This window comes from Streptomyces sp. NPDC002209 (genome assembly GCF_042890265.1).
Classification (GTDB): domain Bacteria; phylum Actinomycetota; class Actinomycetes; order Streptomycetales; family Streptomycetaceae; genus Streptomyces.
The window spans coordinates 138,866-160,801 of the sequence record NZ_JBIARX010000012.1 but is presented as its reverse complement, the minus strand read 5'-3'; the positions used below and the strand labels follow the sequence as shown (position 1 = coordinate 160,801).

Below are 21,936 nucleotides of genomic sequence, written 5' to 3'. Positions count from 1 at the left end.
CCTGATGAATTAGCTTGGGCCCAACTCGTCGACAGGCACAGGACGGCTCATATGGCCCGGGACACGGCGTACTTGAAGGTGGCCGACGCGCTGCGCGCGCGGATCCGGGCCGAGGAGTGGCCCGTCGGCTCCAAGCTGCCGTCCCGGTCCCGGTTCGCCGAGGAGTACGCGGTCGGGCAGAGCGTCACGCAGCGCGCGCTGGAGCTGCTGATCATCGAGGGGCTCCTGGAAGGCCGCGCCGGGTCGGGCACGTACCGGTGCGAGCCGCGCGAGCGGCTGCGCATAGTCCGCTCCCGGCGGCGTCGGCTGGCCGGGCTCGGCGGCGCGGGCGTGACCTGGGAGTCGCATTCCGCGGCCCGTACGCCGGCACCGGAGCGGATCGCGGAGCGCCTCGCCGTCCCGCCGGGCGACCCGTGCGTGCTCACCACGTACGAGTTCCTGTCCGAGGGCCGGCCCGTGGAGATCTGCGAGTCCTGGGAGCCGATGGCGGTCACGAACGGCACTCCGGTCGTCCTGCCGGAGGCGGGCCCGTACAAGGGCGCCGGGGTCATCGAGCGGATGCGCTCGATCGGCGTGCTGGTCGCCTCGTCGCTGGAGGTCCCCCGCCCGGCGCGGGCGAACCAGCGGCAGGCCAATCTGCTCGGCATCAGCGTCGGCGACCTGATCACCGAGATCGAGCGGACGTACTACGCGACGGACGGCCGGGCGGTGGAGACCGCCGACATCGTGGTCGCCGACCGCCGCTCCGAGATCGCGTACGAGATCGACTTCCACCCCGGGGACCGCTGAGCGGGCCGCATCACGTGCGCCCGGGTACGTGGGCCAGCCGGCACAGCGCGGCCCACCAGGGGTGGCGGGCCGCCCGGCCGTCGAGGACGGCCTGGAACTGGGCGTACGTACGGGCCGCCCGCAGGACGGCGACATCGTCGCGGCCCGGCGGCGGGGGCATCGGGGCGCCGTGCTGGGAGGCCCGGTAGGTGTCGATGAGGTACTGCTCGATCGCTGTCATGACTCCACCCTGAACCTGCCGGGGCCACCCCGCACGACGATTGACGCTCCTCGTCAATTGATCCGTGTCAGTCCAGGTCACAGGGGTTCGACAGGTCAGAATGGGCCGATGAGCGTCACCATCGACATCGCCGGGCTCCCCGCGGAGCGCATCCGTTTCGCGCCCTCGCCGCTCTCCGAGCTCTGCATGACGCTGCACGCGCTCTCGCAGCCCGCCCACCACCCCGGCCTCGCCTCCTGGACCACCGCCACCTCGGCCGCGCTCGACCCGTGCCTCGCGGACCGGCTGCTGGAGGGCGACTTCATGTGGCGCAGCTCGTTCTCCGACATCTTCATGGCCTTCGCGGGCATCCCCGGCGGCAGCGGCCTGCCCGCCGCGACCCTGGCCGAGGAGCTCGACGTACTCGACCGGATGGATGACGAGCGGTTCGTGATGGCCGCCCTCGAGCACTGCTGGCTGGCGCTGTACAACGAGGGCGGCGGGCCCTCCCCGCTGAAGAACCCGAAGGCCCGGGCCAAGGCGCTGGAGACGGCCGCCGCGCGCGGTCCGCGGCAGCTGGACTTCTCGCTGCGGCTGCTGGACGACACGGCCTCCGTACGGGTGTGGCTGCGGCGGCTCCTGGAGGACTGCGACGAGGCGTTCTTCGCGGAGACCTGGCGGCGGATCGAGCCGCAGCAGAGCGCCGATGCCCGGCACAAGACCGAGGTCCTGCGCCGCAAGGGGCTGGCGGCGACGCTGAACGAGGTGTCGACGGCGCTGAGCGTCGACGAGGCCGCCACCACGATCACCGTGGACAAGATGGTCCACGGCTCGGCGACCGCGACCGATCCGGAGATAGGCCCCGGCCTGGTCTTCGTGCCGACGAACTTCGGCTGGCCGCATCTGCTGGTGCTGCACGCGCCCGGCTGGATGCCGGTGGTGCACTATCCGCTCCGCTCCCCCGAACTGCCCGAGCCGGGTTCGGTGGAGCTGCTCCAGCGGCGGATGGAGGCACTGGCCCATCCGATGCGGATGATGCTGTGCCGGAGTCTGGCCCGGGCCCCGTACACGACGAGCGAGCTGGCGACCGTGCACGGGATCACGGCGCCGGAGGTGTCGCGGCACCTGTCGGCGCTGAAGAAGGCGGGCCTGTTGCACACCTGGCGCCAAGGGCGTTACGTCCAGCACCAGTTGGACCTGGGCAAGGTCGCCCGGATCGGCTCGGAGTTCATCGAGGGCATCCTGCGCTGACGGCTCCCCGCGGCACAACAGGGCGGACGGTGGCCGGATTTCGGCGGCGCAGACTCACCGATATGCGGAATTCATCAACCGGAAACAGCGAAAACTCTGGCCAGATCGGCCACCTGGTCTATACCGTGCGTCCACCGCTCACCCACGTACCGCGCACCGCTTCCGTCTGTCTGCTCGTACTTGCCGTGGAAGGACCTTCATGCCCTCACGCCGTATAGCCGCAGCAACCGCCGCCCTGGCCGCCGCGGCCCTCGTCTCCCCGCTCGTGCTCGCCGGGCCGGCCGGTGCCACCGGCAGCCCGCAGAGCGACGCCGCGCGGGGCGACGCACTGGCCAGGAAGCTGGTCAAGGACTCCACCGGCAAAGGCGCCAACAACCACCTGAAGGTCTTCCAGGCCATCGCCGACTACAACAAGGGCACCCGCGTGGCCGGTTCCAAGGGCCACGTGCAGTCCGCCCAGTACGTCGAGGCCGTGATGCGCGCGGCCGGCTACAAGGTCTCGAAGAACGAGTTCGAGTTCGTGTACGTCGAGACGATCGCCGAGACGCTGAAGGTGAACGGCGCGGGCGGGCGCGACGTCCCGATCAAGCTGATGACGTACACGGCGAGCGGCCCGCAGGACGGGGTGAAGGCGCAGATCGCCGTCGCCCCGGTGGACGCGGACGGCACGAACGGCTGCGAGCCGGGCGACTTCGCCGCGGGCGCCTTCACGGGCAAGATCGCGCTGGTCAAGCGCGGCGGCTGCACCTTCGCGGCCAAGCAGGCCAACGCGGCGGCGGCCGGCGCGGTCGGCGCGATCATCTACAACAACACCGAGGGCGCCCTCAACGGCACCCTGGGCGCGCCGGACGCGGGCAAGGTCCCGACCGGCGGCGTCACCCGGGCCGAGGGCGAGCGGCTCGCCGCCGAGGCCGCGGCCGGTCCGGTCGAGGTCACCCTCGACATCCGCGAGTTCCGGGAGAACCGCAAGACGTACAACATCATCGCGGAGACGCGGGGCGGCGACGAGAACAACACCGTCTTCCTCGGCGCGCACCTCGACTCGGTCGCGGCGGGCCCCGGCATCAACGACAACGGGTCCGGCTCGGCGGGCATCCTGCAGGTCGCGCAGCGCCTCGCGAGCAGCCAGAACAAGATCAAGAACAAGGTCAGGTTCGCCTGGTGGTCGGCGGAGGAGTTCGGCCTGCTCGGCTCCGAGGCGTACGTCGGCGGGCTGACGGACGCGCAGAAGAAGCAGATCAGGCTGTACTTGAACTTCGACATGATCGCCTCGCCGAACGCCGCGTACTTCGTGTACGACGGCGACGACTCGGACAAGGTCGGCTCGGGCCCGGGGCCCGAGGGCTCGGCGCAGCTGGAGAAGGGCATCACCGACTTCCTCGACGCGCAGAAGATCCCGCACGAGGGCTCGGACTTCACGGGCCGCTCGGACTACGGCCCGTTCATCGAGGCGGGCATCCCGTCCGGCGGTACGGACACCGGCGCCGAGGGGATCAAGACGGCGGCGCAGGCGGCGAAGTTCGGCGGGCAGGCGGGTGTCGCGTACGACGTGAACTACCACGGCAAGGGCGACGACATCACGAACATCGACCAGAAGGCGCTGGACATCAACGTGGACGTGATCGCGAACGCGGTCGGCCACTACGCGTTCGACCTGGCCCCGCTGTCGAGGCCGGTCGCCTCGGCGCCGACCACCGGCGGCAGCACGGGCGGCGGCCTCCGCCCGGGCCACGACCACGAAGCCACCGAGTAGCGGGTCAGGCCGGCCAGGGTCAGGCCGGCCAGGGTCAGGCCGGCCAGGGGGCGGCGGCGACCGGCTGGATCAGCCAGCCGAAGTCGCCCAGACCGCCGCGGGCGGTGAGTTCCGCCGCCTCCCCGGCCGCCGCGAGCGCGCGGACGTACCCCGCGGGGTCCGTGGACGCCATCGCCAGCGGGGGGCGGGTCCCCGCGACGCCGAGGGCGGTCAGGGCTTCGCGCTGCGAAACGAGCACCGCCCCCGGCCCGGCGCACGCGTCCAGCGCCACGTGGGCCGTCACATCGCAGGTCCCGTCCGGCACCGGCGCCACCTCCCGCCCCCCGCGGAACCCCGTCAGGGTGCCGTACGGGGGGCGGGCGTCGACCGTGTGCGCGTAGTCCACCGCCACCGCCAGCCCCCGGTCGAGACTGGCAACGGCCGCGGCCCACGCCTCGTCCCGCGCCCGCCCGATCTCCACCCGGCCGGGCCCCGGCCACCACCGCTCCAGCCACGCCAGGTCCGCGCCGTCCACCGCCGGCCCGCGGCTCTCCGTACCGTCCCGGGCGACCAGCACGTAGTGCCCGTCCTCCGCGATCTCCAGCGGTACGTTGTCCAGCCATTCGTTCGCGAACAGCAGGCCCCGCGCCCCCTCGGGCGGCTCGGGCACCCACCGGATCCGCGGATCGAGCGCGTCCGGCCGCTCCGCCCGCTCCACCGCGTACGGCCGCACCCGCGCCGCGACCTCCGCCGGGAGCGCGCCCAGTACCCCGGTCAGCAGCTCCCCCCGCCCGGCCCCGACGTCGACCAGGTCCAGCCCCTGCGGATGCCCCAGCTCGGCGTCCACCCACTGCAGCAGCCGGGCCACCGCCCCCGCGTACAGCGGCGAGGCGTGCACGGAGGTGCGGAAGTGCCCGGCCGGGCCCGGCCCGCCCGGCCGCACGTAGAACCCGTCCGGCCCGTACAGCGCGGCCTCCATCGCCGTCCGCCACCGGATCGGAACCGGAACCGGAACGAGATCCACGACTTCTCCCTGAGTGCTCATCCCCGAAAGGTTAAGCTCGGCCTCCACCTTGGGGAGTACACCTCCGTCGCACGGATCGCACCTGTGGTTGACTCCAGCACCTATCTCTTTTGCCTACTCTGGGTTACGTGCAGCGCCTCTACGACTTCCTCCGCAGACACCCGACGGGCGTCGACAGCTTCTGGGCTGTCCTCCTGTTCGGGATCGCGATGCTGGAGGTCGCCGACAACGGCGCCAACAGCGCCACGACGAAGTTGATCGCCGTCCCCTCCGTGATCGCGATGGGCCTCGTCGTGGCCCTGCGCCGCAAGTGGACACTGCCGATGTTCTGGCTGGCCGTCGGCGCCGGCGTCTACAAGCTGCTCACGCACACCGACACCAACATGGCCGACTTCGCGATGCTGATCATCCTGTACACGGTCGCGGCCTCGGCCGAGATCTCACGCCGGATGTCCCGTACCGCGCTCGCCATCGGGTTCACCGCCGCCCCGCTCTACGCCCTGCGCTTCCACGTGGACAAGGGCGAGACCTCGGACAACGTCTTCTTCACCCTGTTCGCCATCGTCCCGTTCGTCCTCGCCTGGGTGCTCGGCGACTCCCTGCGCACCCGCCGGGCGTACTACGCCCAGCTCGTCGAGCGGAACCAGCGGCTGGAGAAGGAGCGCGAGGCGCAGGCCAAGGTGGCAGTCGCCGCCGAGCGCGCCAGGATCGCCCGCGAGCTGCACGACGTCGTCGCGCACAACGTCTCGGTGATGGTGGTCCAGGCGGACGGCGCCGCGTACGTCATGGACGTGGCCCCCGAGCAGGCCAAGGAGGCCCTGCAGACGATCTCCGGCACCGGCCGCCAGGCCCTGGCCGAGATGCGCCGCCTGCTCGGCGTCCTGCGCACCGGGGAGCCCCAGGAGTCCGAGGACTACGTGCCCCAGCCGGACGTCGAGCAGATCGAGGTCCTGGTCGAGCAGGTACGGGCGGCCGGCCTCGCGGTGGACTTCGAGGTCGAGGGCGCACCGCGCCGGCTGCCCAGCGGCGTCGAGCTCACCGCGTACCGGATCGTGCAGGAAGCGCTGACCAACACCCGCAAGCACGGCGGCCCGGACGCCAGGGCGAGCGTCCGGCTGGTCTACTTCGACGACGGGCTCGGCCTGCTGGTCGAGGACGACGGCCGGGGGGCGGCCCACGAGCTGTACGAGGACGGCGGCGCCGACGGCGCCGGGCACGGGCTGATCGGCATGCGCGAGCGGATCGGCATGGTCGGCGGCACCCTGGACGCGGGCCCGCGGCCCGGTGGCGGTTTCCGGATCAGCGCACTGCTCCCGCTCAAGACGAGATGACGAGGTCGAGGTAACTGATGTCCATCCGAGTGATGCTGGTCGATGACCAGGTGCTGCTGCGCACGGGCTTCCGGATGGTGCTCGCCGCCCAGCCGGACATGGAGGTCGTCGCCGAGGCCGGCGACGGCCTGGAGGCGCTGGAGGTGCTGCGGGCCACCAAGGTGGACGTGGTGCTGATGGACGTCCGGATGCCGAAGCTCGACGGGGTCGAGGCCACGCGCCGGATCTGCGAGCGCGACGAGCACCCCGACGTGATCATCCTGACCACCTTCGACCTGGACGAGTACGCCTTCTCGGGTCTCAAGGCGGGCGCGAGCGGGTTCATGCTGAAGGACGTGCCGCCGGCGGAGCTGCTGGCCGCGATCCGCTCGGTCCACAGTGGAGACGCGGTGGTGGCCCCGTCCACGACCCGGCGCCTGCTGGACCGCTTCGCGCCGATGCTGCCGACGACCACGCAGGAGCCGCAGAACAAGGAGATCGAGCGGCTGACGGAGCGCGAGCGCGAGGTCATGCTCCTGGTGGCCCAGGGCCTGTCGAACGGCGAGATCGCCGCCCGCCTGGTCCTCTCCGAGGCCACGGTGAAGACGCACGTGGGCCGCATCCTGACGAAGCTGAACCTGCGCGACCGCGTACAGGTCGTGGTCCTCGCCTACGAGACGGGCCTGGTCCGCGCCGGCGGCGCGTAGCCTCCGTCAGCCCTCCCCGGGCCGCCGCTCAGGTCATCCAGCGGTCCGGGCGGGCGTCCGCGCGGGACGTGCGGGAGCGGGCCGCCTGGGCGTCCAGCAGCTCGGCGGCCTCGGCGGCCGGCCGCAGGCGGGCCGTGACCGTGCCGTTCGCGCCGGTGTCCACGTGCACGTCCGCCACGCCCCGGGCACGCTCCCACGGGCCCTGGGTGAGCCGGACGCTCTGCACCTTGGCGTGCGGGACGATCTCCGTACGGCGGCACAGCAGCCCCTTGCGGGCGGCGAACACGTCCGCCGAGACGGCCAGGGCGTAGCCCTTCCACCACACCGGGACCACCCACCGCGACCCGGTCTTCGGGGACCGGCCGAAGGCGAGGGCCGCGAGGTCCACGCCCGGCAGCACCCGGGCGACCACCGCCTGGGCGGCGGCCCGCGAGGCCACCGGGACCAGGACCTCGTTCTTCGAGCCGGCCACCGCCAGCTCCACGCGCACCCAGTCCCGGCGCCGCCACAGCAGCGGCTCCACGATCCGTACGGTCTGCACCCGCCCCGGCGGCACGGTCTCGTGGGCCCGGTCCAGCAGCCCGTGGTCGAGGCGCAGCCCGTCCGGGGACTCGGCGACCCGCCAGTCGAACTCGGCGAGGAAGCGCCCGGCCGTACCCGACCAGAGCCCGCCCAGCATGGGCAGCAGGGTGGCGATCGTCGCCCAGGGATTCCCGCTGAACCACCACACGGCGACGGGGGCGAACAGCCCGGCGGCCAGGGCCGCCCACGCCGAGAGGGTGAGCAGCAGCGACACGGCCAGGTCCGCGGGGCGGACGCGCAGCAGCTCGCGCTGCGGGGCCTCGCCGAGCGCCACGGCCTGCGCGGGGGCGAAGCCGGCGGCCCGGGCCAGCAGCTCGGCGCGCAGCGCCACGGCCTCCCGCTCGTCGAGGAAGGCCAGCTCGTCCTTGTCCTCCGTGCCGATCACGTCGAGCCGCAGCTTGGCGACCCCGGCCACCCGGGCCAGCAGCGGCCGGGTCACGTCCACCGCCTGGATCCGGTCGAGCCGGATGTGCGCGGTGCGCCGGAAGAAGAGCCCGCTGCGGATGCGCAGCTCGGTGTCGGTCACCGCGTAGTGGGTGAACCACCAGCTCAGGAACCCGTACAGGCCGAACACCACGACCAGGCCGGCCAGGATCAGGGCGCGCAGGCCGGACGGCACCCCGCGCACCCACCGCTCGACCTGCTCGCCCTGCTGGACGACGACGCCGACGGTCGCGGCGATCGGCACCCACGCCCGGCGCAGCGGCGTGAGCACGTGCAGTCGGCGCTCCGCGGCGGGCGCGCCTGCGGATTCGGCGGCGGCTCCGGCGGGGGCTCCGCCTGCGGATTCGGCCGCGGATTCGGCGGTCACAGGCCCGCGGACCTTGCCTCGCCGAGCTCCGTCAGCCGGTCCCGCAGCCGCTGCGCCTCGGCCGGGACCAGGCCCGGGATCTTGGCGTCCGTGGCCGCGGCCGCCGTGTGCAGCTGCACGGAGGCCAGCCCGAAGCGCCGCTCCAGCGGCCCCGAGGTCACCTCGACCAGCTGCATCCGCCCGTACGGGACCACCGTCTGCGCCCGCCACAGCACCCCGCGGCTGATGAGCAGGTCGTCGGCGCGCTCGGCGTACCGCCAGGACCGCCAGTTGCGGCCGAGCAGCACCCAGCCCCAGGCCAGGCCCCCGAGCCAGAACGCCCCCGCGGCCGCCCAGGCCGGGCCGGCCGTCAGCCCCAGCAGCACGGCCGTGCCGGCCGCGAGCGGCACCGTCCAGATCACCAGCAGCAGCCGCCGCAGCGTCAGCAGCCCGCCCGGCAGCCCCACCCATTCGGGCCTGCTCGTCCCACCCGTGGTCCCCGTTTCCATGCGTTCAGAGTAGGGCTGCGACAATGCGGCCATGACGGAGACCACGGTCGGCATCGGCGGTGCGGCGGAGAGCACCGACATGGTGCTCAACATCGGACCCCAGCACCCTTCCACGCACGGCGTGCTGCGCCTGCGCCTCGTCCTCGACGGCGAGCGGATCGTCAGCGCCGAGCCGGTCGTCGGCTACATGCACCGCGGCGCCGAGAAGCTCTTCGAGGCACGCGACTACCGGCAGATCGTGATGCTCGCGAACCGCCACGACTGGCTGTCCGCGTTCTCCAACGAGCTCGGCGTGGTCATGGCGGTCGAGCGGATGCTCGGCATGGAGGTCCCCGAGCGGGCCGTGTGGATGCGGACCCTGCTCGCCGAGCTGAACCGGGTGCTGAACCACCTGATGTTCCTCGGGTCGTACCCGCTCGAACTCGGCGGAATCACTCCGATCTTCCACGCGTTCCGCGAGCGCGAGGAGCTCCAGGCGGTCATGGAGGAGATCTCCGGCGGCCGCATGCACTACATGTTCAACCGAGTCGGCGGCCTCAAGGAGGACCTCCCGGCCGGCTGGCTCGGCCGGGCTCGCGCCGCGATCGCCGACGTCCGCACCCGCATGGACGTGTACGACAAGCTGGTCCACGGCAACGAGATCTTCCGCGGCCGCACCCGCGGGGTCGGCGTGCTCTCCGCCGAGGCGGTGCACGCGTACGGGGTCTCCGGCCCGATCGCCCGCGCCTCCGGCGTCGACTTCGACCTGCGCCGCGACGAGCCGTACCTGGCGTACGGGGAGCTCCAGGACGTCCTGAAGGTGGTCACCCGCACCGAGGGCGACTGCCTGGCCCGCTTCGAGTGCCTGCTGGACCAGACGCACAACGCGCTCGACCTCGCGGTGGCCTGTCTGGACCGGATGGCCGAGCTGCCGCCCGGGCCGATCAACCAGCGCCTCCCGAAGGTGCTGAAGGCGCCCGAGGGGGCCACGTACGCCTGGACCGAGAACCCCCTCGGCATCAACGGCTACTACCTCGTTTCCAAGGGCGAGAAGACCCCGTACCGGCTGAAGCTGCGCTCCGCCTCGTACAACAACATCCAGGCCCTGTCGGTGCTGCTGCCCGGCCAGCTGGTCGCGGACATGGTCGCGATCCTCGGCTCGCTGTTCTTCGTCGTGGGCGATATCGACAAGTGACAAGTCGCGGGAACTCCCGCCTTCGCGCGGGAGTTTTCTGCTTAGGGTGCGGGGATGACCCCTGGCGTTTACGACGGCTACCTGCGGCGGCTCGGCTTCCCCCGGCCGCCCGTGCCCACGGTGGAGGCACTGTTCGCGCTCCAGCGCGCCCACCTCGAGCGGATCCCGTACGAGAACCTCGACATCCAGCTCGGCCGGCCGCCCGGCATCGACCCCGAGCTGTCCGCACGCCGCATCGCGGCCGGACGCGGCGGGTACTGCTTCCACCTCAACGGCGCCTTCGCGCTGCTCCTGGAGACCCTCGGCTTCGAGGTGACCCGGCACGTCGCGGGTGTCCTCGCGGCGGCGGAGCGCGAGCGCCACGACGTCAGCGGCGACCACCTCGCGCTGACCGTCCGGGTCGGCGGCGAGGAGTACTTCGTCGACGCCGGGCTCGGCGACGGCCCGTACGAGCCGCTGCCGCTGCGCGCCGGCAGCCACCGGCAGGGGGAGTTCACGTACGGGCTGGGCCCGCTGGAGGGGGACGCGCCCGGCTGGAGGTACATCAACGAGGCGAGCCCCTGCCCGGCGGTCAACATCCTCTCGGCGCCGGCGGCGACGGCCGATTTCGAGGCCACGCACGTGCGGCTGTCGACCTCGCCGGACTCCGGCTTCGTACGGACCCTCGCGCTGCTGCGGCGCGACGCGCACGGGGTCGACACGCTGCGCGGGCGGGTGCTGAGCCGGATCGATCCCGTCAAGGGGACGAGCGAGCGGGTCCTGGACACGCCCGGGGAGTTCTGGGCGGTGGTCGGCGGGCTCTTCGAGCGGCAGCTCGACGACCTGACACCGGCGGACCGGGCGGCGCTGTGGGACCGGGTGTGCGCGGCCCACGAGAAGTGGCTGGCCGACCGGGCGCAGGCGGGCGCGGCCGCCGCCGGGGCGGCGCGGTCCGGGAACTGACGGCGGCGGCGATGCCGATGTCGGTGCGGGAGTGCAGACTTGGGGCATGTCCCACTCCCCCAGACGGGCCTGCCCCGCATGCGGGCGCGACTGCGCCGTGACCGCCGGCCGGATCGCCCGCCACGACCCTCCCGCCGGGCGGGGCCGCGGCGATCTGGTGTCCTGCCCCGGGTCCCGGGCGCGGGTGGTGCTCGGGGCCTCGGCGCCGGTGCTCGACGGGTTCGTCCTGTCGGAACTGCCGGGGCAGCTACCGCTGTTCTGAATGCGCCGCCCGGCCGGCGGCCCGGCCCGCAGCCCCGTCGGCAGCCGCGCTAGGAGATGGCCGAGCGCAGCCGCACGACGTCGATCGGCTCGGTCTCGTCGTGCGCCGTCAGGTCGATGACCTGGCCCACCGCGCGCTGCTCGGGGGTGGCCGGCTTGAAGCCCTGCTCCTTGACCGGCGGCTCGGCGGCGGCCCGGGCCGTCTCCGCCTTGTGGACCGCGAGGGCCTCCGCGCCGACCACGTCGGCCAGGTCCTCGTTCTGGACCGACTCGATCACCGCTCGGGCCTGGGCCGCGGTCTTGGTGCCGAAGAAGTCGAAGCCGCCCTCGACGCGGGACGCCGAGCGGCGTGCTGCCGAGTACGGGGCCACCGCCGCGGCCGGCCGGCGCGCCGGGACCGCCGCCGCCCCGGTGCCCGCGGCGCCGTCCGTACGGGAATGCGGTCCGCCGGACGACGACCCGGCCTCCAGGGCCCTGGGCTCGGCGCTCCTGCCCTCCGGCTCGTTCGGCTGGTCCGGGTCCGTCTCCGCCTTGCGGGCGAGCGCCTTCATGGCCGCGTGGGCCCGGGCGTAGCCGACGCTGGTGGGCGCGCCGCTCGAGGTGCGCTCCTCGGAGACGGGCGGGAGCTCCTTCGGCGCCGCCGCCGGGGCCGCGGAGGCCTCGATGGCGAGCAGCCGACGGCCCTCCAGGGCGCTGGCCCGCTCGGTCTCGGCGGTCGCGTACCGCCGCAGCAGTGCCGCGTGTTCCCCGCGCAGCCCCGCGAGTTCGACGCGCTTGGCGCGCAGCTTCGCGTCGAGCTTGGCGCGCAGTGCGCGGGCCTCCTCGAGGTCGGACTCGAGCTCGGCTATCCGCTCCTCGGTCTTCCACTCGTCCTTGACCCGTTCGCGAGCGAGTTCCGCGACGCGGCGCCCGGCCGAGCGGTCCCAGGCGCGCATGACGACGGCGCCGGCCACGCCCGTGGCCGCCGTGAGGGCCACGAGCAGGCGTAGCGGCAAGGGTTCCGCGATCAGCCAGGCCGCGGCCGCACTGGCGACGGAGACTCCGGCCACGGTCGTCGGCGTGAGCAGCCGGTGCAGGGGTTCGGGATTGCGGTGGCGTCCACGGGGCATGGCCTGAAATTTACAGGGCGTGGGGGTCCAGTGGGGTAACTGCCCGGCAATCTGTGGCCGGGCAGTTACCCGTCATTTCTCCACCAAACCCGTAGCTACTCCTACTTCGTCAGGCCCTTCGCCTTCAGATAGGCCTTGGCGGCATCCGCCGGCTTCTCGCGCTGCGCGTCCACCTGCTTGTTCAGCTCGACGAGGTCGGCGGTCGTCAGCACCTTGGTCAGCTTGTCGAGGGCGGCCGCGATCTCCGGGGATCCCGCGTCCTTGGCGTTGACCACCGGCAGCACGTTGTCGGCGTTCTGGAGCTTCTTGTCGTCCTCCAGCAGGACCAGCCCGAAGCTGTCGAGGGTGGCGTCGGTGGTCGTGGTGAGCGCCAGCTGGTCCACGCCGTCCTTGACCGCCTGCTTGGCCTGCGGGGTGCCGACGCCCTTCGGGTCGATCCCGGAAACGTCGATTCCGTACGTCTTCTTCAACCCGGGCGCGCAGAAGGGCCGTACGGCGCATTCGTCGCCCGCCGCGATCTTCACCTTCAGACCCGACTTGCCGAGATCGGAAAGGGTCTTCAGGTTGTTCTTCTGGGCGAATTCCTTCGATACCGCGAACGCGTTCTGGTCGACCGCCGCGCCCGCCGGCAGCACCTTCAGGCCGAGGGGGCCCGCCAGCTTCTCCAGCCCCGCCGCCGTCGCCGCCACGTCGCTGGAGGCGACCGGCTTCTCCTCCGGCGCCTTCGGCCCGTTCACCTTGGCGTTGAGGAACTCCGCGAGGGTGGCCGCGTACTCCGGGACGACGTCGATCTCGCCCTTCTCCAGCGAGGGCTCGTACAGCTCGCGGTTGCTCACCGTGGTGATCGAGGTGCTGTAGCCCGCGTCCTTGAGGAGCTGCGCGTACAGCTCCGCGAGCACGTTGGACTCGGTGAAGCCGGCCGCACCGATCACGACCTTGCCCTTGCCCGAGCCGGAGTCCGAGGGCGCGGACGCACCGGCGTCCTTGCTCTTCTCCAGGCTGTCTCCGCCGCACGCGGTGAGCGAGGCGGTCAGGGCCACCGCCCCCAGTACGGCGCCGAGGACGCGCGTGGACTTGCTCATCTTTGCTCCTCCAAGGGAGTGGGTACGACGGACGACGGGGAAGGGAAGGGCCCGCGGGCCGGCCGGAGGGTCAGCGCGCCGCCGGCCGCGGGAACAGCCGGTCCGCCGCCACCAGGGCGCCCTCGACCAGCAGGGCGAGCGCCGCCACCAGCAGGGCTCCCGCGACGACCTGCGGGGTGTTGTACGTGTTGAAGCCGGCGGTGATGATCCGGCCGAGGCCTCCCTGGCCGACCATGGCCGCGATCGTGGCCGTGGCGATGACCTGGACGGCGCCCGAGCGCAGCCCGGTCATCACCAGCTCGCGCGCCAGCGGCAGTTCCACCCGCCAGAAGAGCTGGCCGCCGGACATGCCCATGCCCCGGGCGGCCTCCACCACGGAGCGGTCGACCTCCCGCATGCCGACGTACGCATTGGTCAGCAGGGGCGGCAGGGCGAAGAGCACAAGGGCGGCGATGGTGGGCAGGTAGCCCGCGCTGCGCAGCGGCGAGACCATGAACAGGGCCAGCACCGCGAAGACGGGGACGGCCCGCCCGACGTTGGACACGTTGACGGCGAGCGCCCCGCCCTTGCCGATGTGGCCGAGCCACAGGCCGACCGGGAGGGCCACCGCGCAGGCGATGGCGAGGGAGATCCCGCTGACGTAGACGTGCTCGCCGAGCCGGTGCCACACGCCGTTCTCCCCGGACCAGTTGGCTCCGTTCGCCAGCCAGTCCCAGGCCTGTCCCATCACACCCACCGCCTCAGGCCCCCTTCGCCGTCGGGGTCATGCGCACGGCCCGCCCGGCCCGCGGCGTCCGCACCGCCCGGGTCGCCCGTGTCCACGGCGTGAGCAGCCGCTGCACGCCGAGCAGCAGCAGGTCCGCCACGAGCGCGAGCAGCACGCACAGCACGGAGGCGGTGAGCACCTGGGCCTTGAAGGAGCTGTTGACCGCGGGGGCGATGAGGTTGCCGAGGCCGCCCTTGCCCACGATGGAGCCGACGGTGGTCAGCGCCACCGTGGACACCGTGGCGATCCGCACCCCGGCGAGCAACGCGGGCAGCGCCAGCGGCAGTTCGACCTGCCACAGCAGCCGCGCGGGCCCGTAGCCCATCCCGCGCGCGGCCTCCCGCACCTCCTCGGGGACGGCTTCCAGGCCGGCCATCGCATTGCGGACCAGGATGGTCAGCGAATACAGCACCAGACCGGTCACCACCAGCGAGGCCGACAGCCCGAACAGCGGCAGGAGCAGGGAGAACATCGCGAGCGAGGGGACCGTGTAGAGCAGGGTGGTCAGGCCCAGCACGGGCGCGGCCCAGCGCCGGCCGCGGCGGGCCAGCAGGGCCAGCGGGAGGGAGACGGCGAGGCCGATGAGCACCGAAACGGCCGTGATCCACACGTGCTGGACCGTGGCGTCGGTGAGCTCCTGGGAGCGGGAGGTGACGTACTCCCAGCAGATCCAGTCGTTCGCCACCAGGCAGCTCTGCCCTGCCATGCCCTCACCTCCCCTGCCACCGCTGCGTACACCCGTCCGAACGGGCGCGGCCAAGAGCGACCCTAACCCCCGGGGCCGACAATGGCCGGAATCCTTCGCAGGCGGGTAATACTCCCGTCACAATCAACGCCGCGCCCGTGGGGGAGGATGGGCGGGTGATCCGATTCGAGCATGTGACCAAGCGCTACCCCGACGGGACGACGGCCGTCGAGGACCTGTCCTTCGAGGTGGCGGAGGGCGAGCTGGTCACCCTCGTGGGCCCGTCCGGCTGCGGCAAGACCACCACGATGAAGATGGTCAACCGGCTCATCGAGCCGACCTCCGGCCGGATCCTGCTCGGCGGCGAGGACATCGCGAACGCCGATCCGGTCGAGCTGCGCCGGCACATCGGGTACGTCATCCAGCAAGTCGGGCTGTTCCCCCACAAGACGGTGCTGGAGAACACCGCGACCGTGCCGCAGCTGATCGGCACCCCCAAGGCCAAGGCCCGCGCCCGGGCGGCCGAGCTCCTCGAACTCGTGGGGCTGGACCCGGCCGTGTACGGGGGCCGGTACCCGGAGCAGCTCTCCGGCGGCCAGCGCCAGCGCGTCGGCGTCGCCCGCGCCCTCGCCGCCGACCCGCCCGTGCTGCTGATGGACGAGCCGTTCGGGGCGGTGGACCCGGTGGTCCGCGAGCGCCTCCAGAACGAGTTCCTGGCGCTGCAGAAGACGGTGCGCAAGACGATCCTGCTGGTCACGCACGACCTGGAGGAGGCGGTCCGGCTCGGCGACCGCATCGCCGTCTACGGCGCGGGCACCATCGAGCAGTTCGCCCGCCCCGCCGCGGTGCTGGGCGCGCCGGCCACCGACTACGTGGCCTCCTTCGTCGGCGCCGACCGGGGCCTGAAGCGGCTCGCGGTCACCCCGGTGGGGCAGGCCGACCTGGCGGAGGCGGACGGGAAAGCCCCCACCGCCGAAGTGGCGCTGGGGGCGAGTCTGCGCGAGGCGCTCGCGCTGCTGCTGCAGGAGGACTCCGGCCGGATCGGGGTCACGGATCCGGACACCGGCGCCCTGGTCGGCGTACTGACCCCGGAGGGCGTCCACCGGGCCCTGCGCCGGGCCCAACTGCAAGAAGCCTAGGCCTGGGAGGACCCGGGCCGGGCGTCGGGCTGCAAGGGCCAGGCGTCAGGCCTGGATGCGGTTGCTCATCCACACCAGCATCGGCGGGATCTCGCGGCGCCACGTGTTGAAGTTGTGGCCGCCGCTGTCGAGGATGATCGAGGAGACCCGGTCCGGGCCCTTGACCAGCTTGATGAACTTCTTGGTGTCGCCGAGGTTCGGCTCGCCCTGCTCGCTGCTGGTGACCAGGAAGGACGTACCCGACGGCTGCTTGTGCTCGATGCTCTGGAGGACGTCCGCACGCTTCTTCAGCTTGTCGTCGCCCTGGAACAGGTTGCCCGTCGTCGCGTCGTTCGCAGCGTCGTAGTACGCGGACAGACCCGCGGCGGCGCCGAAGGTCTGCGGGTAGTGCGCGGCGATCTTCAGGGCGCAGTAACCGCCCGTGGAGTTCCCGATGAAGCCCATGTTCTGCGGCTTCTTGCCGACCCGGAAGGTGTCCTGGATGGCCTGCGGCAGGTCCTGGCCGAAGAACGTCTCGGTCTGCGGTCCGCCGGGTATGTCCACGCACTCGGTGTCACGCGGCGGCGCGATCGTCGGGCGCAGCATGACCAGGATCATCGGCTTCATCTTGCCCGCTTTGGCCTGCTTGAAGGCCGTCATCGGGTAGTTCAGCCCTTTGATCAGGTTCTCGGCGGTGCCCGGGTAGCCCGTCAGCACGATGGAGGCCGGAAAGTTCTTGTCCTTGTGCTGCGGCTGGAAGTACTCCGGCGGCAGCCACACGTACCCGGGGCTCGTTATTTTCGACTTCTGCCCGGTTATGGCAACCTTCAGGATCTGTCCCCCCACCTGGGGCTGGGCGCCGCCCGGCACGTCGAGCTTCTGCTTGTCGACGACCTTGATGTCCTTGCTGCTCATCGAGTGGTCCACGACCTTGCCGACAGATGTCTGCTGGCCGAACAGGTCCGCCCACGAGCCGTAGAAGGAGAAGGACTTGTTCGCCGCGAGGCCGACGGCAGAGAACAGCGCAAGCTGGGTCGCGAGCAGGAGGCCGATCCGGCCGAGCAGCGCACGCCAGGTGCGGCCCGAGAGCCGGGGCCAGAACCACACCGTGGCTGCGAACAGCAGCACACCGGCGACGATGGCCAGCGCCAGGACCGTATTACTGGTGAGACCCATGAGCAGTCAGTCGACTTTCTGATGGCAGGACTAGTTTTTCTCGGCGGAAGAGTGAACCCGCTCGACCCCGATGTCGTCCTAGTGGACGCACCACACTCCGGAGGCTGTCGCGGCCTTCGGCCACATGATCTCTCGCGGAGCAACGGGAAGCGATGTCTAGCAGGATAGATGGCGATAAGTCGGGACAGGTTCCGAAGCAGGTCCGCCGAATCTTCCGCGGCCCACGACCGGAGTCGGTGCCCGGCCTGGTAGGTACGGCCGTCATGATCGTCGGCCTTCTGGACGTCGCGGCGGGCGTGTTCCCGCGGTTCCGGCACAGCCGGATCCACGCGGTCACCGAGGTGCTGCCCGGTTCGCTGGGCCCGTTCGCAGCCGCCCTCGCCATCAGCGCGGGCGTCCTGCTCCTCCTGCTCGCCCACGGCCTCAAGCGCCGCAAGCGCCGTGCCTGGCGGGCCGCCGTCGTCCTGCTCCCGGCCGGAGCCGTGGCGCAGTTCACGTACCGGCACTCCGTCATCGGCGTGGTCATCGCGGCGGTCCTCCTCGGGCTGATCGTGCGCCACCAGAGTGAATTCAAGGCGCTGCCGGACCCGCGCAGCCGCTGGAAGGCGCTCGCCAACTTCGTGCTGATGAGCGCCGGCTCCATCGGGCTCGGTCTCGTCATCGTCAACTCCCACCCGGGCCGCGTCGTCGGCCATCCGGGTATTTACGAGCAGATCAGCCACGTCGTGTACGGCCTCTTCGGCTTCGAGGGACCCGTCGACTACGCCGGCCGCGTCTCCTGGACCGTGGGCTACTCCCTCGGCGCCCTCGGCATGCTGACCGCGCTCACCACGATCTACCTGGCCTTCCGCCCCGAGCACCCGGCCGCGCAGCTCACCGCCGACGACGAGACCAAGCTGCGCGAGCTGCTGGCCAAGCACGGCGGCCGCGACTCGCTGGGCCACTTCGCGCTCCGCCGCGACAAGGCCGTCGTCTTCTCCCCCAGCGGCAAGGCCGCCGTCACCTACCGCGTCGTCTCCGGCGTGATGCTCGCCTCCGGCGACCCGATCGGCGACGTCGAGGCCTGGCCCGGCGCCATCGAGCGGTTCATGGAGGAGGCCAAGGCCCACTCCTGGACCCCGGCCGTCGTGGGCTGCAGCGAGACCGGCGGCGAGGTCTGGACCCGCGAGACCGGGCTGGACGCCTTGGAGCTCGGCGACGAGGCGATCGTCGACGTCAAAGACTTCTCCCTCTCCGGCCGCCCCATGCGCAACGTCCGTCAGATGGTGAAGCGCATCGAGCGCAACGGCTACACCACCAAGGTCCGCCGCGTCAGCGAGCTGACCGAGGAGGAGCTGGAGCAGGTGCGCGGCGCGGCCGTCGCCTGGCGCGGCACCGACACCGAGCGCGGCTTCTCCATGGCCCTGGGCCGGGTCGGCGAGGAGGGCGACGGCGACTGCTTCATCGCCACCGCGCACCGCGTGGAGGAGAACGACCCCAGCCCCTTCGGCGACCTCAAGGCCATCCAGCACTTCGTGCCGTGGGGCAAGGACGGCATGTCGCTGGAGATGATGCGCCGCGACCGCTCCGCCGACCCCGGCATGAACGAACTGCTGATCGTCGCCTCCCTGCAGCAGGCGCCCGACCTGGGCATCGAGAAGGTCTCCCTGAACTTCGCGATGTTCCGCGCGGCCCTGGCCCGCGGCGAGAAGATCGGCGCCGGCCCGGTCCTGCGCATGTGGCGCAGCCTGCTGGTCTTCCTCTCGCGCTGGTTCCAGATCGAGTCGCTGTACAAGTTCAACGAGAAGTTCCGCCCCCGCTGGGAGCCGCGCTTCATGGTCTACCGCACCAGCAGCGACCTGCCCCGCATCGGCTTCGCCGTGATGCAGGCCGAGGGCTTCGTGACGGTGGCCCTGCCCCGGCTGTTCGCCAGCCGGCGCCGGCCCAAGCCGGTGCGCACCTGCGCCCACGCGCACGTGACCGCCAAGGTCCCCGCGCAGGCGCAGCCCGAACGCGAGGTCCAGGTCGCATAAGCCCCACCCGGGGGGATCGCCCCCGGACCCGGAGCCCGGTCCGCCGCATCCCCGGCGGACCGGGCTCCGTCGTATGCACCGGCTCCGGGACCGGGCGGCCGACGGTCACGGGCCCGGCACCCGGGGCCCGGCACCCGGGGCCCGGCCGGCCCAGGGGCCCCGGAGCCGGCGGCCCGGACCCGCCCCCCGCCCCACCAGGGCAGCGCCCGTTCCCCACGTTCCGCCCGGCCAGGACCGCGGCCCTACCCTGGAGCCATGAACATCAAGCGCGGGGCCGCCGGCAGGGGCCGGGTCGCAGGCCTGCCGGAATGGGACCGCTGCGGGGTCATGGGCGTCGTCAACGTCACCCCCGACTCCTTCTCCGACGGCGGGCGCTGGTTCGACACCACCGCCGCCGTCAAGCGGGGCCTCGACCTCGTCGCCCAGGGCGCCGACCTCGTGGACGTCGGCGGCGAGTCCACCCGCCCCGGCGCCTCCCGCGTCGACGAGGAGGAGGAGCTGCGCCGCGTCGTTCCCGTCGTGCGCGGCCTGGCCTCCGAGGGGGTCACCGTCTCCGTCGACACCATGCGCGCATCCGTCGCCGCCCGGGCCGTCGCCGCCGGCGCCCTGCTGGTCAACGACGTCAGCGGCGGGCTCGCCGACCCCGGCATGATCCCGGCCGTCGCCGCCGCCGAAGTGCCGTTCGTCGTCATGCACTGGCGCGGCTTCAGCGACGACATGAACCGCCTCGCCGTCTACGAGGACGTCGTCGCCGAGGTCACCGCCGAACTCCGCGCCCGCATCGACGCGGTCGTGGCCGGCGGGATCGCCCCCGAACGGCTCGTCGTCGACCCCGGCCTCGGCTTCGCGAAGATGGCCGAGCACGACCTCGCCCTCGTCGCCCACCTCCCCGAGCTGCGCGCCCTCGGCTTCCCGCTGCTGGTCGCCGCGTCGCGGAAGCGTTTCCTCGGCCGGGTCCTGGCCGGCGCCGCCGACGCCGCACCGCCGCCCGCCCGGGAGCGCGACGCCGCCACCGCCGCCGTTTCCGCCATCGCCGCCCACCAGGGCGCCTGGGCCGTACGGGTCCACGAGGTACGGGCCACCGCCGACGCGGTTCGGGTGGCCCGCGCCGTGGAAGGGGCCCTGTGATCCGCCCCGCCGGCGGTGCGACCCGTACAGCAGCCAGGAGAGGGGAACGGTGAGCCGCAGCGACATCGAAACCGTCGAAGAGGTCAACACGGCCTTCTACGAGGCCATGGAACGGGGGGACTTCGACGCGCTGTCGGCGCTCTGGCTCGAGGACGAGATCTCCTGCGTGCACCCGGGCTGGCCGGTGCTCTCGGGCCGCGGCGAGGTGCTGCGCTCGTACGCGCTGATCATGTCCCACACCGACTACATCCAGTTCTTCCTCACCGACACGAAAGTCGCCGTCATAGGCGACACCGCACTGGTCACGTGCACGGAGAACATCCTCAGCGGCGGGCCCGCCCAGGACGGCGGAGAGCTCGGCCCGCTCGTCGGCCAGCTCGTCGTCGCCACGAATGTGTTCCGACGCACATCCGAAGGCTGGCGGCTCTGGTCCCACCACGGTTCTCCCGTCCTGACGGACTCCGACGAGGACGAGGAGGAGGGCTCAGCCTGACCCCTCCGGCGGGATCCGAGGTCTTTCGCAGGTAAATTCGAAGACGGACGACGCCGACCGCACTCGGCGTAGGCCCATGGATCCGGGGAGTCCCGGACCGGAAGCACCTACGAAAGCAGGAGTGATTCGCGTGGATCGTGTCGCGCTGCGCGGCCTCAAGGCTCGCGGGCACCACGGCGTCTTCCCCCGGGAGCGCGAGGAAGGCCAGACCTTCATCGTCGACCTGGTGCTGCACATCGACACCCGCCCCGCGGCGGCCGACGACGACCTGGCGAAGACCGTGCACTACGGGGTCGTCGCCGAGGAGGTCGTCGACGTGGTCCAGGGAGAGCCCGTCGACCTGATCGAGACCCTCGCCGAGCGGATCGCCCAGCAGTGCCTCAAGCACGAAGCGGTGGCACAGGTGGAGGTCGTCGTCCACAAACCGGACGCCCCCATCACCGTCCCCTTCGACGACGTGACCATCACGATCACCCGGAGCCGCGTGTGAACAACGGACTGAACGCCCAGAGCGACCCCACCGTCCAGCCGGTGCCCGCATCCGTCGTCGAGGCGGTGGACGCGGCCGACACGACCCTGTCCAACCCGAAGTGGGCCGTGATCGCGCTCGGCGCGAACCTCGGCAACCGCCTGGAGACCCTCCAGGGCGCCATCGACGCCCTCGGGGACACCCCGGGCCTGCGCGTCAAGGCCGTCTCCCCCGTCTACGAGACCGAGCCGTGGGGCGTCGCGCCCGGCTCCCAGCCGTCGTACCTCAACGCGGTGGTCCGCGTACGGACCACCCTGCCCCCGTCCTCCCTGCTGGAGCGCGGGCACGCCATCGAAGAGGCCTTCGACCGCGTCCGCGACGAGCGCTGGGGCCCGCGCACCATCGACGTCGACATCGTGTCGTACGCCGAGGTGGTCTCGGACGACCCGGTCCTCACCCTCCCGCACCCGCGGGCACACCAGCGGGCCTTCGTCCTGGCCCCGTGGAACGACATCGACTCCGAGGCCCAGATCCCCGGGCACGGCCCCGTCGCGTCGCTCCTGGCCGGAATCGGCCTGGCGGGCGTCACGCCGCGCCCGGACCTGGAACTCCGCCTCCCCGAGTAGTC

Annotated in this window: 23 protein-coding genes; 14 read left to right on the top strand and 9 right to left on the bottom strand. The window is 72.2% G+C overall.

The features are described from left to right. Window positions 1-51: 51 nt before the first annotated feature. Window positions 52-789 (top strand): GntR family transcriptional regulator, encoded by a 738-nt coding sequence (locus ACFYXK_RS23820; protein WP_389412916.1) that lies wholly within the window; start codon window positions 52-54, stop codon window positions 787-789. Between the two features lie 10 nt (window positions 790-799). Here ACFYXK_RS23820 and ACFYXK_RS23815 read toward each other — a convergent pair whose 3' ends face one another. After that, window positions 800-1,009 carry a hypothetical protein gene (locus ACFYXK_RS23815; protein WP_389412915.1) on the bottom strand — a complete coding sequence of 70 codons (210 nt, stop codon included), beginning with the start codon at window positions 1,007-1,009 and terminating at the stop codon, window positions 800-802. Window positions 1,010-1,117: 108 nt separating this feature from the next. On the opposite strand from ACFYXK_RS23815, the gene ACFYXK_RS23810 reads away from it, so the two are divergent. Both ACFYXK_RS23810 and ACFYXK_RS23805 read left to right on the top strand, forming a co-directional pair. Beyond that, a complete protein-coding gene (locus tag ACFYXK_RS23810; protein ID WP_389412914.1) occupies window positions 1,118-2,239 on the top strand; it encodes a DUF5937 family protein in 1,122 nt (373 codons plus the stop codon). A 199-nt stretch (window positions 2,240-2,438) separates the two neighbouring features. Further along, window positions 2,439-3,992 carry a M28 family metallopeptidase gene (locus tag ACFYXK_RS23805; RefSeq protein ID WP_389412913.1) on the top strand — a complete coding sequence of 518 codons (1,554 nt, stop codon included), beginning with the start codon at window positions 2,439-2,441 and terminating at the stop codon, window positions 3,990-3,992. Window positions 3,993-4,026: 34 nt separating this feature from the next. On the opposite strand, the gene ACFYXK_RS23800 is transcribed toward ACFYXK_RS23805, so the two are convergent. Further along, window positions 4,027-5,016: an SAM-dependent methyltransferase gene (locus ACFYXK_RS23800; RefSeq protein ID WP_389412912.1), complete on the bottom strand. Its 990-nt coding sequence runs from the start codon at window positions 5,014-5,016 to the stop codon at window positions 4,027-4,029. Window positions 5,017-5,123: 107 nt separating this feature from the next. Between ACFYXK_RS23800 and ACFYXK_RS23795 the strand changes: the two genes are divergently transcribed. Together ACFYXK_RS23795 and ACFYXK_RS23790 are read left to right on the top strand one after the other, a co-directional pair. Continuing rightward, window positions 5,124-6,326, top strand: a complete 1,203-nt coding sequence (locus ACFYXK_RS23795; protein ID WP_389412911.1) for a sensor histidine kinase — start codon at window positions 5,124-5,126, stop codon at window positions 6,324-6,326. A 17-nt stretch (window positions 6,327-6,343) separates the two neighbouring features. Continuing rightward, a complete protein-coding gene (locus tag ACFYXK_RS23790; protein ID WP_383505955.1) occupies window positions 6,344-7,012 on the top strand; it encodes a response regulator in 669 nt (222 codons plus the stop codon). 28 nt (window positions 7,013-7,040) lie between these two features. On the opposite strand, the gene ACFYXK_RS23785 is transcribed toward ACFYXK_RS23790, so the two are convergent. Then, window positions 7,041-8,405, bottom strand: coding sequence for a PH domain-containing protein (locus ACFYXK_RS23785; RefSeq protein ID WP_389412910.1), 1,365 nt, complete (start codon window positions 8,403-8,405; stop codon window positions 7,041-7,043). Continuing rightward, window positions 8,402-8,893 carry a PH domain-containing protein gene (locus tag ACFYXK_RS23780; protein WP_383505961.1) on the bottom strand — a complete coding sequence of 164 codons (492 nt, stop codon included), beginning with the start codon at window positions 8,891-8,893 and terminating at the stop codon, window positions 8,402-8,404. The genes ACFYXK_RS23785 and ACFYXK_RS23780 overlap by 4 nt, the downstream gene beginning before the upstream one ends. Before the next feature lie 31 nt (window positions 8,894-8,924). Here ACFYXK_RS23780 and ACFYXK_RS23775 point away from each other — a divergent pair, with 31 nt between their 5' ends. Genes ACFYXK_RS23775 through ACFYXK_RS23765 form a run of 3 tightly spaced genes read left to right on the top strand, consistent with a single transcriptional unit; the run spans window position 8,925 to window position 11,271 of the window. Further along, window positions 8,925-10,067, top strand: coding sequence for an NADH-quinone oxidoreductase subunit D (locus ACFYXK_RS23775; RefSeq protein ID WP_053691355.1), 1,143 nt, complete (start codon window positions 8,925-8,927; stop codon window positions 10,065-10,067). Between the two features lie 54 nt (window positions 10,068-10,121). Continuing rightward, window positions 10,122-11,009 carry an arylamine N-acetyltransferase gene (locus ACFYXK_RS23770; RefSeq protein WP_389412909.1) on the top strand — a complete coding sequence of 296 codons (888 nt, stop codon included), beginning with the start codon at window positions 10,122-10,124 and terminating at the stop codon, window positions 11,007-11,009. A 46-nt stretch (window positions 11,010-11,055) separates the two neighbouring features. Further along, window positions 11,056-11,271 carry a hypothetical protein gene (locus tag ACFYXK_RS23765; RefSeq protein WP_383505967.1) on the top strand — a complete coding sequence of 72 codons (216 nt, stop codon included), beginning with the start codon at window positions 11,056-11,058 and terminating at the stop codon, window positions 11,269-11,271. A gap of 49 nt (window positions 11,272-11,320) precedes the next feature. On the opposite strand, the gene ACFYXK_RS23760 is transcribed toward ACFYXK_RS23765, so the two are convergent. The 4 genes from ACFYXK_RS23760 to ACFYXK_RS23745 all read right to left on the bottom strand — a co-directional run bounded on the left by ACFYXK_RS23760 (window position 11,321) and on the right by ACFYXK_RS23745 (window position 14,933). Next, the gene (locus ACFYXK_RS23760) at window positions 11,321-12,379 is read right to left on the bottom strand and encodes a hypothetical protein (RefSeq protein ID WP_389412908.1); all 1,059 of its coding nucleotides are present in this window, start codon (window positions 12,377-12,379) and stop codon (window positions 11,321-11,323) included. A gap of 101 nt (window positions 12,380-12,480) precedes the next feature. After that, a complete protein-coding gene (locus ACFYXK_RS23755; RefSeq protein ID WP_389412907.1) occupies window positions 12,481-13,461 on the bottom strand; it encodes an ABC transporter substrate-binding protein in 981 nt (326 codons plus the stop codon). A gap of 70 nt (window positions 13,462-13,531) precedes the next feature. Continuing rightward, window positions 13,532-14,197, bottom strand: a complete 666-nt coding sequence (locus ACFYXK_RS23750) for an ABC transporter permease (protein WP_383505976.1) — start codon at window positions 14,195-14,197, stop codon at window positions 13,532-13,534. Window positions 14,198-14,201: 4 nt separating this feature from the next. Next, window positions 14,202-14,933, bottom strand: a complete 732-nt coding sequence (locus ACFYXK_RS23745) for an ABC transporter permease (protein ID WP_389412906.1) — start codon at window positions 14,931-14,933, stop codon at window positions 14,202-14,204. A 155-nt stretch (window positions 14,934-15,088) separates the two neighbouring features. Between ACFYXK_RS23745 and ACFYXK_RS23740 the strand changes: the two genes are divergently transcribed. Then, window positions 15,089-16,051 carry an ATP-binding cassette domain-containing protein gene (locus ACFYXK_RS23740; protein WP_266665199.1) on the top strand — a complete coding sequence of 321 codons (963 nt, stop codon included), beginning with the start codon at window positions 15,089-15,091 and terminating at the stop codon, window positions 16,049-16,051. Window positions 16,052-16,096: 45 nt separating this feature from the next. Here ACFYXK_RS23740 and ACFYXK_RS23735 read toward each other — a convergent pair whose 3' ends face one another. Further along, window positions 16,097-17,206, bottom strand: coding sequence for an alpha/beta hydrolase (locus ACFYXK_RS23735; protein ID WP_389412905.1), 1,110 nt, complete (start codon window positions 17,204-17,206; stop codon window positions 16,097-16,099). A 152-nt stretch (window positions 17,207-17,358) separates the two neighbouring features. Between ACFYXK_RS23735 and ACFYXK_RS23730 the strand changes: the two genes are divergently transcribed. The 5 genes from ACFYXK_RS23730 (at window position 17,359) to folK (ending at window position 21,934) form a co-directional block, all read left to right on the top strand. Next, window positions 17,359-19,218 (top strand): phosphatidylglycerol lysyltransferase domain-containing protein, encoded by a 1,860-nt coding sequence (locus ACFYXK_RS23730; RefSeq protein WP_389412904.1) that lies wholly within the window; start codon window positions 17,359-17,361, stop codon window positions 19,216-19,218. 255 nt (window positions 19,219-19,473) lie between these two features. Beyond that, complete coding sequence (folP, locus tag ACFYXK_RS23725) at window positions 19,474-20,346, top strand: dihydropteroate synthase (RefSeq protein ID WP_389412903.1); 873 nt, start codon at window positions 19,474-19,476, stop codon at window positions 20,344-20,346. A 49-nt stretch (window positions 20,347-20,395) separates the two neighbouring features. Then, window positions 20,396-20,839 (top strand): nuclear transport factor 2 family protein, encoded by a 444-nt coding sequence (locus ACFYXK_RS23720; RefSeq protein ID WP_389412902.1) that lies wholly within the window; start codon window positions 20,396-20,398, stop codon window positions 20,837-20,839. A 130-nt stretch (window positions 20,840-20,969) separates the two neighbouring features. Beyond that, the gene (folB, locus tag ACFYXK_RS23715) at window positions 20,970-21,329 is read left to right on the top strand and encodes a dihydroneopterin aldolase (RefSeq protein ID WP_030158540.1); all 360 of its coding nucleotides are present in this window, start codon (window positions 20,970-20,972) and stop codon (window positions 21,327-21,329) included. Then, window positions 21,326-21,934: a 2-amino-4-hydroxy-6-hydroxymethyldihydropteridine diphosphokinase gene (gene folK / locus ACFYXK_RS23710; RefSeq protein WP_389412901.1), complete on the top strand. Its 609-nt coding sequence runs from the start codon at window positions 21,326-21,328 to the stop codon at window positions 21,932-21,934. Before folB ends, folK begins: the two co-directional genes overlap by 4 nt. Window positions 21,935-21,936 lie beyond the last annotated feature (2 nt).